The organism is Salinilacustrithrix flava, from assembly GCF_041228405.1.
Lineage (GTDB): Bacteria > Actinomycetota > Acidimicrobiia > Acidimicrobiales > Salinilacustritrichaceae > Salinilacustrithrix > Salinilacustrithrix flava.
The window spans coordinates 2,084,846-2,096,932 of sequence record NZ_CP133888.1 but is presented as its reverse complement, the minus strand read 5'-3'; the positions used below and the strand labels follow the sequence as shown (position 1 = coordinate 2,096,932).

At 71.8% G+C, this 12,087-nt stretch carries 10 protein-coding genes; 2 read left to right on the top strand and 8 right to left on the bottom strand.

Translation table 11 applies throughout. The features are described from left to right. Positions 1-43: 43 nt before the first annotated feature. Complete coding sequence (locus tag RGQ06_RS10395; RefSeq protein ID WP_432430216.1) at positions 44-1,579, bottom strand: molybdopterin-dependent oxidoreductase; 1,536 nt, start codon at positions 1,577-1,579, stop codon at positions 44-46. Positions 1,580-1,627: 48 nt separating this feature from the next. Beyond that, on the bottom strand, positions 1,628-3,133 hold the full coding sequence (locus tag RGQ06_RS10390) for a pyruvate, phosphate dikinase (RefSeq protein WP_432430217.1): 1,506 nt from the start codon (positions 3,131-3,133) through the stop codon (positions 1,628-1,630). An 81-nt stretch (positions 3,134-3,214) separates the two neighbouring features. Here RGQ06_RS10390 and RGQ06_RS10385 point away from each other — a divergent pair, with 81 nt between their 5' ends. Then, positions 3,215-4,621, top strand: coding sequence for a cytochrome ubiquinol oxidase subunit I (locus RGQ06_RS10385; RefSeq protein ID WP_432430218.1), 1,407 nt, complete (start codon positions 3,215-3,217; stop codon positions 4,619-4,621). Next, positions 4,618-5,610 carry a cytochrome d ubiquinol oxidase subunit II gene (locus tag RGQ06_RS10380; protein ID WP_432430219.1) on the top strand — a complete coding sequence of 331 codons (993 nt, stop codon included), beginning with the start codon at positions 4,618-4,620 and terminating at the stop codon, positions 5,608-5,610. The genes RGQ06_RS10385 and RGQ06_RS10380 overlap by 4 nt, the downstream gene beginning before the upstream one ends. A 13-nt stretch (positions 5,611-5,623) precedes the next feature. On the opposite strand, the gene RGQ06_RS10375 is transcribed toward RGQ06_RS10380, so the two are convergent. The 6 genes from RGQ06_RS10375 to RGQ06_RS10350 form a co-directional block, all read right to left on the bottom strand. After that, complete coding sequence (locus tag RGQ06_RS10375; RefSeq protein ID WP_432430220.1) at positions 5,624-7,501, bottom strand: putative bifunctional diguanylate cyclase/phosphodiesterase; 1,878 nt, start codon at positions 7,499-7,501, stop codon at positions 5,624-5,626. Continuing rightward, the gene (locus RGQ06_RS10370) at positions 7,501-7,860 is read right to left on the bottom strand and encodes a circadian clock KaiB family protein (RefSeq protein ID WP_432430221.1); all 360 of its coding nucleotides are present in this window, start codon (positions 7,858-7,860) and stop codon (positions 7,501-7,503) included. The genes RGQ06_RS10375 and RGQ06_RS10370 overlap by 1 nt, the downstream gene beginning before the upstream one ends. Next, positions 7,857-8,177 (bottom strand): circadian clock KaiB family protein, encoded by a 321-nt coding sequence (locus RGQ06_RS10365; protein ID WP_432430222.1) that lies wholly within the window; start codon positions 8,175-8,177, stop codon positions 7,857-7,859. The genes RGQ06_RS10370 and RGQ06_RS10365 overlap by 4 nt, the downstream gene beginning before the upstream one ends. Then, on the bottom strand, positions 8,174-9,946 hold the full coding sequence (kaiC, locus tag RGQ06_RS10360) for a circadian clock protein KaiC (protein WP_432430223.1): 1,773 nt from the start codon (positions 9,944-9,946) through the stop codon (positions 8,174-8,176). Before kaiC ends, RGQ06_RS10365 begins: the two co-directional genes overlap by 4 nt. Positions 9,947-10,118: 172 nt before the next feature. Then, complete coding sequence (locus RGQ06_RS10355) at positions 10,119-11,402, bottom strand: acyl-CoA dehydrogenase family protein (RefSeq protein ID WP_432430224.1); 1,284 nt, start codon at positions 11,400-11,402, stop codon at positions 10,119-10,121. 54 nt (positions 11,403-11,456) lie between these two features. Beyond that, a complete protein-coding gene (locus tag RGQ06_RS10350; protein WP_432430225.1) occupies positions 11,457-12,074 on the bottom strand; it encodes a TetR/AcrR family transcriptional regulator in 618 nt (205 codons plus the stop codon). Positions 12,075-12,087 lie beyond the last annotated feature (13 nt).

Genomic DNA, 12,087 nt, shown 5'->3' with positions numbered 1-12,087 from the left:
TCGTCCGCCCGGACGAGCCGGGTGGCGATCTGGGGCGAGCCGCTCATGACGACTCGCGGACGGTGACGAGGAGGGACTGCCAGCCCGACGCACCGTCGGGCAGGGGCTCGTCGCGCGCCTCGCGCTGGAGCTGGCCGTCGCCGTCGGTGCAGCGGACCGCGAGGCGGTGGGCGCCGGCGGTGGCGGTCCAGGGCATCCGCCACTGGCGCCACGTGTCGTCGGTGAGGGCGTCGGCGAGCTCGGCCTCGGCGAAGGGACCGTCGTCGATGCTGACCTCGACCTTGCTGATGCCGCGGGTCTGCGCCCAGGCGACGCCGGCGATGACCGTGTCGCCCGCATCGACGATCTGGCCCGAGCGGGGCACGTCGATGCGGGACATCGTCTTGATGGGTGCCCGCTCGGCGTAGCCGCGGGGCACCCAGTACTGGTCGAAGGTGTCGAACCGGGTCAGCTCGATCTCGCTCAGCCACTTCGTGGCCGACACGTAGCCGTACAGCCCGGGGGTGACCAGCCGGGCGGGGAAGCCGTGCTGCAGGGGCAGCGGCTCGCCGTTCATCCCGACGGCGACGAGGGCATCCCGGTCGAAGGCGGCCTCGACGGGGAAGCCGCAGGTGTAGCCGTCGACCGAGCGGCCGACGATCTGGTCGGCCCGGTCCTGGACGCCTGCCCGCTCGAGCAGCAGGCGCAGGGGGACGCCGAGCCAGCGGGCGTTGCCGACCAGGTCGCCGCCGAGGCGGTTGGACACGCAGGTGAGGGTGATGTCGGTCTCGACCAGGCCCAGGGAGGTGAGCTCGTCGAAGCCGATCTCGAAGGGCTCGTCGACCATGCCGTGGACCCGCAGCGTCCAGTCCTCCACCGGGACCTGGGGGATCAGGAGCGCGGTGTCGATGCGGTAGAAGCGGTCGTTCGGCGTGAACAGCGGGGACAGGCCGGCGATGCCCTCGAACGACGCGCCTGCTGGTGCCGGCGGGAGCGGTCGGCGGGCGCCCGGCAGCACCAGCGCGGCGCGGGATGCGGCGGCGCTGAAGCGGTCGCGCAGCGCACGTCCACCAGCGGCCATGACCAGGCCGAGCGCGGTGAGCGCTCCGGCCCCGGCGAGCATCTCACGTCGCCCGACCCCTGCATCGGACGGGATGCGACGCTCGCCGGAGCGCGGACGGAAGGCGACCAGCATGGTGCCGGCGCCGATCAGGGCGGCGAGGACCGCCGGGACGGCGGCGGCCGTGGGGCCGCCGTCGATCGAGGCGGCGGCCCCGACCACGCCGAAGAGTGCGAAGCCGGCGACCCCCGCCCAGGGCCGCCGGCGGGCCGCGACGCCGAGGAGGGGGGCGACGACCGCGAGGATCAGGAGGATCCCGATGATCAGGGCGGCCTTGTCGTTGGTGCCGAAGGTGCGGATCCCGAACCGGGTGAACGCGGAGGGCGACCGGTCGATGACCGATTCGGCCACGGCGACGACCGGGGACCGCCAGGACTGCACGATGCCGGCAGCGAGCTCGGCCGTGCCCAGCGCAGCCACGGCAGCAGCGGCCGCCCAGAGGGCGGCGTGCATCGTCGGGGTGCGGGGTGCGTTCTCCATCTCACGTGCACTACGGGACCGAGCACGGATGCGGATGACGCGAACGGATCAGCCCGGGTCGAGCTCCGCCTGCCAGGCCCGCATGCGGGCGAGGTGCCCGCTCGGGGCCGCGGGCACGACCGGGACGGCGCCGAGGTGCACCCGGCCGGTGGTGCCGTCGATGGTGACGACGTCCCCATCGCGCAGGATCCGCTGCCCGACACGGGCGGTCTCCGTCGCCTCGTCGACCTCCAGCTCCTCGACGCCGACCACCGCCGGGAGGTCGAGCTCCCGCGCGACGAGGGCCGCGTGGCTGACCAACCCGCCCCGAGCCGTGAGCACGCCCGCGCTGGCCACCATCCCACGGATGTCGTCGGGCGAGGTCTCCCGGCGCACGAGCACGACCGGTCCGTCGTGGCTCGCCACGTGGTCCGACGACAGGCACACCTCGCCCGTGGTCACGCCGGGGCAGGCGCCGAGGCCGGCGGCCAGCAGGTCGGGGCCCTCCGGATCGACGGTCGGCCGCGAGGCGTGGTCGAGCTGGGCCTCGTCGACCCGGGCCAGGGCCTCGGCCACGGTGATCGCCCCCTCGTCGACCAGGTCCACGGCGATCCGCACCGCAGCCGCCGCCGCACGGGCGCCGACCCGGCTCTGCAGGAGGTGGAGGGTGCCGTCCTCGATCGTGAACTCGACGTCGACCATGTCCCGGGTGGCCGACTCGATCGCGCCCACGGCCGCTCGCAGCTCGCGATCGACCTCCGGCCACCGCACGCCGAGCTCGTCGATGGGGCGCGGCCGGTGCGAACCCGCCACCACGTCCTCGCCCTGCGCGTCGACCAGGAGGTCGCCGCGCAGCCCGGGCGCACCGGTGCTCGGGTCCCGACTCGACACCACGCCGGCGCCGCTGCCCGCTCCCTGGTTGCCGAACACCATCGCCTGCACCACGACGGCGGTGCCGAGGCCGTCGTCGATCCCGTGGCGCTCGCGGTAGGCGCGGGCCCGCTCGTTGTCCCACGACCGGAACACCGCCTCGACGGCCTCGACCAGCTGGCGGTGGGGATCGTCGGGCACCGAGCCGCCGAGCGCCCGTGCCAGCTCGTCGGGATCGTCGCTCCGGGGCGGATCGACCCCGAGCACGATCGATGCCCAGCCGGCCAGGAAGCGGGCGTGGCAGCCGCGGGCGAAGGTCTCACCGGCCCGGGCCGCCAGCCCCGCTCGCGTACCGGGCGCGAACCCGACGTCGAGGACGGTGTCCATCATCCCGGGCATCGAGGTCTCGGCACCGGAGCGCACCGACACGAGCAGGGGGTCGTCGCCGCCGAAGCCCCGCCCGGTCGCGAGCTCGAGGTCGGTGACGGCGGATCGGATCGCATCGACCGTGGGCACGGGCAGGCGCCCCTGCTGGCGCACCAGCCGGCACACGTCCGTGGTGACCACGAACGCCGGCGGCACCCGGAGCCCCAGGTCGACCATCCGGGCCAGGCTCGCCGCCTTGGCCCCGATGACCGACGGGTCCACGTCGCAGGCGTCGGCGACGGGCACCACGCCGGCGTCGAAGGCGGGTCGGCGGTCCACGACCCCATTCTCCCCTGCGCTGCCCCCGCCCGCTCTCCCCTGCGCTGCCCCCGCCCGCCGTCCGTGCGAGGCTGGAGGTCGGTGCTCCCCATCCTCGCTGCCGACGCGCTGCTGCCCGCCCGCTACCAGATGGCGATCAGCCTCGGCTGGCACATCCTCATCGCCGCCTTCGGGGTCGGGTTCCCGGCGATGATCTTCGTGGCGCACCGCCGGGGGCTCCGAGGTGATCCGGCCGGCCTCGTGCTGGCGCAGCGCTGGGCGAAGGTGAGCGGCGTGCTGTTCGCCCTCGGCGCGGTCAGCGGCACCATCCTCTCCTTCGAGCTCGGCCTGCTCTGGCCGGGGATGATGGGAGCGTTCGGCGACGTCATCGGCCCGGCCTTCGCATGGGAGGGCCTCGCGTTCTTCACCGAGGCGATCTTCCTCGGCATCTACCTCTACGGCTGGAACCGGCTGCCACCTCGCACGCACCTGCTGACGCTCGTCCCGGTCGCCCTGGCCGGCGTCGTCGGCAGCTTCTCGGTCATCGCCGCCAACGCGTGGATGAACTCGCCCGCCGGCTTCGACATCGTCGACGGCACGGTGACCGACATCGATCCGATCGCCGCCATCTTCAACGACGCGGTGTGGCTGCAGTGGATCCACATGCTGTTCGCCGCCTACATGGTCGTGGGCTTCACCGTCGCCGGCGTGTACGCGCTCGGCCGGCTGCGGGGGCGCGACGACGGGGCCCACCGCCTCGGATTCGTCATCCCGTTCGCCTTCGCGTCGGTCGCCACGCTGCTGCAACCCGTCATCGGCCACCTCGCCGGTGAGCGGCTCGCCGAGGCCCAGCCGTCGAAGTTCGCGGCGATCGAGCTCGTCCCGGAGACGATCGACGGCGCCCCGCTCACCATCGGTGGCGTGCTCATCGACGGCGAGGTCCGCTACGGCATCCAGATCCCCAACCTGGGGTCGCTGATCTCGACCGGCTCCCCGGACGCCCGCGTGATCGGCCTCGACGACCTGCCGGAGGGCGCCGAGCTGCCGGCCTCGCTGGTGCACCTGTCGTTCCAGCTGATGGTCGGCATCGGCTTCTCCCTGGTGGCGCTCGTGCTCTGGTACTGGTTCCGGCGGTGGCGCGGCGGGGACCTCCTGGCGGCGAGCGACTGGTTCCGTCGCGGCGTCGTGGTCGCCGGGCCCGCCGCCATGACCGCGCTCATCGCCGGGTGGATCGTCACCGAGGTCGGCCGGCAGCCCTGGATCGTCTACGGCGTGATGCGCGTCGACGAGGCGGTCACCGACGCCGGCTGGATCTGGTGGAGCCTCACCACGATCGTGGTCGTCTACGCGTCGATGACGGTGTTCGGGGCGCTGGTGCTGCGGGCCATGAGCCGGCGCTGGCGGGAGGGCGGTGAGATGCGGGTGCCGTACGGGCCCGACACGGAGGACGACGAGGTGGGGACACACGTGCCCGCCGGCGTGCCGGGACCCGGGAGCGACGGGTCGTGAGCGCCGACCTCGTCGCCGCCGCCATGTTCGCCGGCGTGGTCCTCTACGCCCTCTTCGGTGGCGCCGACTACGGCGCCGGCGTCTGGGACCTCACCGCCGGCCGGGACGACATGGCCGACCGGGCCCGGCGCCAGATCGACCGCTCCATCGGGCCGGTGTGGGAGGCCAACCACGTCTGGCTCATCTTCGTCATCGTGATGCTGTGGACCGGGTTCCCGCGAGCGTTCAGCGCCGTCATGACCACGCTCGCCGTGCCGTGGTCGCTGGCCGGGCTCGGCATCGTGTTCCGCGGCGGCGCGTTCGTGTTCCGCAAGTCGTCCTCCACCTACGGGCAGGCCCAGCTGCACGGGGCGGTCTTCGCCGCCTCGTCCGTCGTGACGCCGTTCTTCCTCGGCACCATCGCCGGCGCCATCGCCTCCGGACGGGTGCCGATCGACGGCGGCGGCGACCCGCTCACCTCGTGGACCGGTCCCCTGTCCATCGTCGGTGGCGTCCTGGCCGTGCTCGTCACCGCGTTCCTCGCCGCCGTGCTGCTCACGGTCGACGCCGACCGCCGGGGCGATCAGGACCTCTCGGAGTGGTTCCGCCGCCGGGCGCTGCTCGCCGCCGGGGTCACCGGGGTGGCCGCGCTGACGGCGGCGGCCACGATCGAGGCGACGGCGCCTTCGCTCGCCGATGGCCTCCACGGGCCGGGCGCGCCGCTGGTCATCGCCTCCGCGGTCGGCGGCATCACGACCGCGTGGGCGCTGCTGCGCCGCCGGCTGGCCCTGGCCCGGGTCGGCGCCTTCGTGGCCGTCGCCGCGGTCGTCACCGGTTGGGGCGTGGCTCAGTACCCGGACGTGCTGGTCGATGCCGCCACCATCGACGACGTCGCCGGGGCGCCCGTCACCATGCGCATGCTGCTGGTCGTGGTCGCGGCCGCCGGGGTGATCGTGGTCCCGGCGCTCGTGTGGCTGCTGCGCCTGGTGGACCAGCCACGCTGGAAGTAGCGGCGCCGGGGCTTCACCCCTGCAGCACCCCACCAGTGAGCTCGTAGGCGCCGAGGCACAGGTCCTCGGGCGGGGCCGGCCGGGCGAAGAGGTACCCCTGGGCCTCGTCGCACCCGAACGCACGCAGTCGTTCGAGCTGCTCGACCGTCTCGACGCCTTCGCCGACCGAGCGCAAGCCGAGGTTCCGCGCCAGGTCGATCACCGCGCTCACGATCCGTTCGTCGCCGGCATCACGTCCGAGTCCCTGGATGAAGGATCGGTCCACCTTGACGAAGTCCAGCGGCAGGCGCCGGAGGTGCGTCAGCGACGCATAGCCGGTGCCGAAGTCGTCGAGGCCGATCTGCACACCCAGGCCCCGGACCTCCGAGAGCTGGCGCAGGGTGCCCGGATCGAGGTCCATGATCGCGGTCTCCGTCAGCTCGAGGTGCAACCTCATGGGTTCCAGCCCGCTCCGCTCCAGCGCATCGCGGACCAGCACCACCAGATCGCCCCGGTCGAGCTGACGGCTCGACACGTTGACGGCGACCGCGAGATCGTCGCGACGCGTCGATCCGGTCCACAGGCAGGCCCGCGCGCAGGCCTGCTCGAGCACCTGGGCGCCGAGCTCGTGCACCAGGCCGCTGACCTCGGCCACGGTGATGAAGGACGACGGCTCGAGGACCCTGCCCCCCAGCTCGACCAGTCGGGCGAGGGCTTCGAAGCCGGCGACGGCACCCGTCGTCAGGTCCACGATCGGCTGGTAGTACGGCACCAGACGTCCGTCGGTCAGCGCCGCCTGGAGGTTCGCCTGTGCGGCCGACCGCTCCTTGAGCTGGAAGGCGAGCTCTCCGTCGAAGAGCGCGCTCCGCGTCCCACCGAGGGACTTCGCGGAGTACATCGCGGTGTCCGCCTCGTGGATGAGCAGCTCGGCGTCGCCCCGGCCGCGCTCGGAGATGGAGATCCCGATGCTGGCCCGGATGCCTCCGTTGGTGCCACCCGGAGCGCGCTCCAGCTCCTTCACGAGGCGGGCGCCAAGCTCGACGGCTTGCAGGTGACCCGAGACGGCAGGAGCGAGGACCACGAACTCGTCGCCACCGACCCGGGCGACGGTGTCCATGTCCCGCGTCGCCGCGAGCAGCCGCCGTGCGGCGCCCCGGAGCACGCTGTTGCCCACCGCATGGCCGTGGGTGTCGTTCACGTCCTTGAAGCCGTCCAGGTCGATGAAGAACACGGCGGTGCACTCCTGGGCGCGAGCGGCCTGCTGGAGTGCCCGGTCGATGCGGTCGACGAGCAGATCTCGGTTGGGCAGCCCGGTCAGGGCATCGTGGGTCGCCTGCTTGGTGAGGGCGGCCTGGGCCCGTTGCAGGTCGGCCAGCCGGTCGGCCTGCGCCGCGCCCAGCCGCGCGATCTCTCGATCCTGGGCCTTCTGGGCGCTGAGGTCGCTGAACGTCAGGCAGGTCATGAGATCCCCGCCCTCCCCGAGCGGCGACACCCCGACGAGGACCGGGATCACCGCCCCTTCGACATCGAGGAGGTCGAACTCGAGGGTCGTCCCACCTTCGAAACCGCGGACCGATTCCCAGGCACCGACCGCATCGTTGGTCATGAACGACGTCAGCCGAGCGCCGAGGACGTCCGCTCTCGAGCAGGACAGCAGCTCCGCCAGGCGTCGGTTCGCATAGAGGATGACGCCGGCAGGGGATACCGTCGCGGCACCGTCGCGCATGTTCTCCACGAAGCGGCGGTACGGGCGGTCAGCGGTCGACAAGGTGAAGACGCGCTGCCCCGTGCCGCCGTCGGAGACGACGAAGGCGTCGACCTCACCGAGACCGATGGCCCGCAACGTGTCCTGGGCCTCCTCGAGGCGCAGGAGCGCCTCGGCGTGGGTGATCTCGTCGGTGCCTCCCTCCATCAGGGCGCCGACCGACTTGCAGCTCCACCGCCGGGGAGGCCGAGGGCCGCGAGCACCTTGTCGGTGCGCGAGAGGTCACCGACGAACTTGCGCATGGGCAACGGCTGGGTCTTGACGAGGGTGGGCGCAGCCAGCAGCTGGCCGCTCGACACGCTCGCCGGCGCCTCGTGCAGGTCGACCACGGAGAGGTGGTACCGCCCGTCGAGGTTTTCCTCGCACAGGGCCGTGGCGTTGGCGATCGCCCGAGCGGACAGGTCCGAGGCCCCGCTGACGATGAGGGTCAGCTCGACGCGCTCCTCGCCACGGAGCGCAACGGCTTCCTCGAACCGACGGAGCACGGCATCGTTCTCGGCGGTCATCGCTGCCCCCTCCCCGGGAGGCGCAGGTAGCCCAGCACCCGCTCGGTGTCCGCCAGGTTCCCGATGATCTTGCGTGAGGGCGGAGGGAGGCGCCGGACGAGGGTGGGCACGGCGAGGATCTCGTCCGTCGAGGCCTGCGTCGGGTTCTCGACCAGGTCGACGATCTCGATCTCGTACTGCCCGGGGAGGTGCTGCTCGCAGATCGCCTTGAGGTTGGCGAACGCGTCCAACGACTTCGGCGACTGCCCGGCGACGTAGAGACGGAGGTGCCACGGCCCGTCGCTCACATCCGCCGGCTCCGGGAGGTCCGGGCTCATCGGACCACCGACCGGCTCAGGTCCAGGTCACCGGCGAGCGCCTCGGCGTCGGCCTGGCGCATCCGGCCCTGCTCCACCCGCTGGTCGGCCCGGTCCTCGGTGCCGATCGATCCGTGCTTGAGCAGACGCTCGACCACGTCGGCCTCGTCCTCGAACTCGCGCCACAGCGCGGCGGTCTGGGACGCCACCGCCTCGCGCCGGCGCTCCAGCAGCAGCCGTTGCTGCTCGAGGTCCTCGAGCCAGGTCTCGCCGTCGGCGCGCTCCTTCGCCTCCCGAGCCTGCCGCGCCGAACCGGTGAGGACGCCCTGCGGGCCCACGTACACGTCGACCAGCTCGATCCCGTGGGAGGTCAGGAGGAACTCCCGGATCTGGTTGGAGTGCGCCATCCCCCGGGACTTCAGGATGTACAGCAGCCGGTTGTGCTCGCCGTTGCCCTCCGTGCTCTGCACGTGGAGCCAGGCATCGACCAGGGACGCCAACTGCTGGTCGGCCCGGGCCGGTTCGTTCTCGGCGTTCAAGCTGGTGAACATGGCGGTGACGCCACGTCCCTTGAGGAAGTCGACCTGGCGCATGAGCATCGCGGCGACCTCGGCCGCCGTCCCGACCCGGAGGAAGTCCGACACGGGGTCCATCACCACCACGGCGGGGTCGAAGTCCTCGACCATCGTCTGCATCGCCAGCAGGTGCGCCTCGAGGCCCAGGATGCTCGGGCGAGAGCACCGGAACTGGAGGAGCCCCGAGTCCACCCACTTCTGGAGGTCGATGCCCACCGACGACATGTTGCGGACGATCTCCGCCTGCGACTCCTCGAAGGCGAAGTACATGGCCCGGCCGCCGCTCTCGCAGGTGGCGTCGCAGAGCTGCGCGGCGATGGTGGACTTGCCGGTGCCTGCCGTGCCGCTGATGAGCACCGTGCTGCCCTTGTAGAAGCCGCCGTCGCCGAGCATGGCGTCGAGGCGGGGGACCCCGGTGGACACGCGATCGGCGGAGACGTGGTGGCGCAGTCCCCGCGTGGTGACGGGGAGGACGGAGACCCCGTCCTCCCCGATCAGGAACGGGTACTCGTTGGTGCCGTGGAGGGTCCCTCGGTACTTCAGGATGCGCAGTCGCCGGGTGGAGGTCTGCTCGGTCACCCGGTGGTCCAGGACGATCACACAGTCCGACACGTACTCCTCGATGCCGTGGCGGCTGAGCGCCCCGTCGCCACGCTCGCCGGTCACGACGGCCGTGACGCCGCGCTCCTTCAGCCAGGCGAAGAGCCGGTGCAGCTCGGACCGGAGGATCGCGGTGTTCGAGAACGCTCCGAACAACGTCTCGATGGTGTCGATCACGATGCGCTTGGCCCCGACCTTGTCGATGGAGGCTCCGAGGCGCAGGAACAGGCCCTCGAGGTCCCAGTCGCCGGTCTCCTCCACCTCGGCCCGCTCCACCTTCACGTGGTCGAGCACGAGCATCCCGGCGGCCTCGGCCCCGGCGAGGTCGAACCCCAGGGAGGCGAAGTTGGCGACGAGGTCGTCGGTGGACTCCTCGAACGCGACGAACACGCCCGGCTCGCCGTACTGCGTCACCCCGCGCACGAGGAACTCCATTGCCAGGAGGGTCTTGCCGCACCCTGCCGGGCCGCAGACCAGGGTCGGGCGGCCCGACGGGAGGCCACCTCCCGTGACCTCGTCGAGGCCGCTGATGCCCGTCGGGGTCTTCTGGAGCTCCGGGAGGACGGCCGCGGGCGCGGCCGTTCGTCCGTTGTTCGATGCCGTGGCGGCTGCCATGAGGCGCCTCTCGATCAGGAGGCGCCGGCACCAGCTCGCGTCGTCGCGGCCGGGCCACCGTCGTCTCGGGGGTGTCGTTCCTTCCTTATCGACCACTTCGCGCCGGAAGTGAAGGAATCGATCCTCGAGCTGTTGCGCTTGCTGCAGGTATCGGGGCGGGCCCCGCCGATCGTCAGCGCCCCCGCTTGGCCAGGTACTTCTTGTAGTTCTCGGCCGACTCGCGCAGCTCCGGGCGTGCATCGAGCACGGGCTGGATCTTCTCCCAGGCCTCTTCCTTCTTGTACGGGATGAACTCCCGGGGGAAGTAGCCCTCGTGGGGGCGGTAGTCCTTCAGCACCCGGCGGGCGACCGTGGACTTGTGCACCTCGTCGGCCCCGTCGGCCAGACCCATCGTCGGGGCGCCGGCGTACATGGCCTGCAGCGGCGTCAGGTCGGTGGTGCCGAGGGAGCCGTGGATGTGCAGGGCGTCGAAGGAGATCTCCCGCAGCACCCGCGCCATGGTGAACTTCACCGCAGCGATGTCGGTGCGGGTCTCGGCGCTGGAGGTCTGGTCCATCTTCCACGCCGTCTCGAGCACGTACAGCCGCAGCATCTTGAGCTTGGCGTAGGACTCGGCGATCTTCTCCTGCACCATCTGGTGCTCGCCGATGATCTTGCCGTGGGACTCCCGCGACAGGGCCCGCTCGCACATCATGTCGAAGGCCAGCGTGCACTGGGCGATGGTGCGCATCGCGTGGTGGATGCGGCCGCCGCCGAGCCGGCGCTGGGCCAGGACCTTGGCGCCGTCCTCGGGGCCGAGGAGGTGATCGGCCGGGACGCGCACGTCGTTGTAGATGATGTGGTTGTGGTTGCGGGGCTGGGGCTGGATCTCCACGCCCGGGGTCTCGCGGGGCACCACGAACATGCCGTTGGTGCACATCACGAAGAGGATGTCGGCGACGCGTCCGGCGGAGGTGAACCACTTCTCGCCGTTGATGACCCACTCGTCGCCGTCGCGGACCGCGGTGGTCCGGAACAGGTTCGGGTCGGAACCCCCCTGGGGCTCGGTCATCGAGTAGGCGGAGAACATCTCCTGGTTGAGCAGCGGCTCGAGCCAGCGCTTCTTCTGCTCCTCGGTGCCGTAGGCGGCGAGCATCTCCATGTTCCCGGTGTCGGGCGCAGCGGCACCGAACATCTGCGGGGCGCCGGAGTAGCGGCCGATGACCTCGTTGAGCAGGCCGAGCTTGAGCTGGCCGAAGCCGGGGCCGCCGAGCTCCTCGTCCAGGAAGATCGCCCACAGGCCCTGGTCCTTGACCTCCTGCTGGAGCTCGCGGACGTAGGCCTTCACCACGGGGTCGGGTGACCGGACCGCGTAGGGGAAGACGTAGTCGAGCGGCTCGACCTTCTCCTTGCAGAAGTTCTCGACCCAATCGAGCTTCTTCTGGAATTCGGGTTCGGTCTGGAAGTCCCATGCCATGGACCGCAGTGGATCAATGCGGGTGCATTGATGTCAAGCCGGACCCGGGCCGGTTCAGCGCAGGAGCTTCCGGGTGTCCTCCGACACCGGCGCGAGCAGCAGCCCGGTGACCAGGTCGGTGAGCTGGCTCGTGAAGAGCCGGTGGTCCTTGCGACCGGTGCGCCCCCGCCGGGCGAGCTCGGACACCGTGAAGCGCAGCGCGTCGAAGCGGCGGTGGAGGCGGATCGCCTCGGGGGTCAGCATCGGCATCACCAGGGCCCGCCAGCGGTTGACGCTGTGGGTCGGGTCCTCGGCGGCGGCGGGCTCGTAGGGCGGGTTCGGCCGGTTGAAGAGGTCCGACAGGAGCTGCAGGTAGCCGAGACCGCCGTCGTCGTTGCCCAGCTCGTCGGCCAGCGGCTGGACGAGCGCGTGCGCCAGGCGCCGGACGTCCGAGGTGCCGGCCTCCTCGTATGCGTCGAGCAGCGCGTGGCGGCGCCGCTCGACGTCGGCGTCGTGCTTGGCGAGCACGGCACGGATGAGGCCCCGCCGATCGCCGAAGTGGTACTGGACCGCGCTGGCGTTGGTCGCTCCCGCCTCTGCGGTGATCTCGCGCAGGCTCACCTGGTCCGAGCCGCGCTCGGCGAAGAGCCGCTCGGCAGCTCGGATCAGCGCATCGGGCACGGGGCTCGCCATCCGCAAGGTGTCT

Excerpts from the sequence above, each read along its gene's own strand:
- RGQ06_RS10395 (WP_432430216.1), bottom strand. The coding sequence starts at position 1,579 with ATGGAGAACGCACCCCGCACCCCGACGATGCACGCCGCCCTCTGGGCG.
- RGQ06_RS10375 (WP_432430220.1), bottom strand. The coding sequence starts at position 7,501 with ATGGAGGGAGGCACCGACGAGATCACCCACGCCGAGGCGCTCCTGCGC.
- RGQ06_RS10370 (WP_432430221.1), bottom strand. The coding sequence starts at position 7,860 with ATGACCGCCGAGAACGATGCCGTGCTCCGTCGGTTCGAGGAAGCCGTT.
- RGQ06_RS10365 (WP_432430222.1), bottom strand. The coding sequence starts at position 8,177 with ATGAGCCCGGACCTCCCGGAGCCGGCGGATGTGAGCGACGGGCCGTGG.
- kaiC (WP_432430223.1), bottom strand. The coding sequence starts at position 9,946 with ATGGCAGCCGCCACGGCATCGAACAACGGACGAACGGCCGCGCCCGCG.
- RGQ06_RS10355 (WP_432430224.1), bottom strand. The coding sequence starts at position 11,402 with ATGGCATGGGACTTCCAGACCGAACCCGAATTCCAGAAGAAGCTCGAT.
- RGQ06_RS10350 (WP_432430225.1), bottom strand. The coding sequence starts at position 12,074 with ATGGCGAGCCCCGTGCCCGATGCGCTGATCCGAGCTGCCGAGCGGCTC.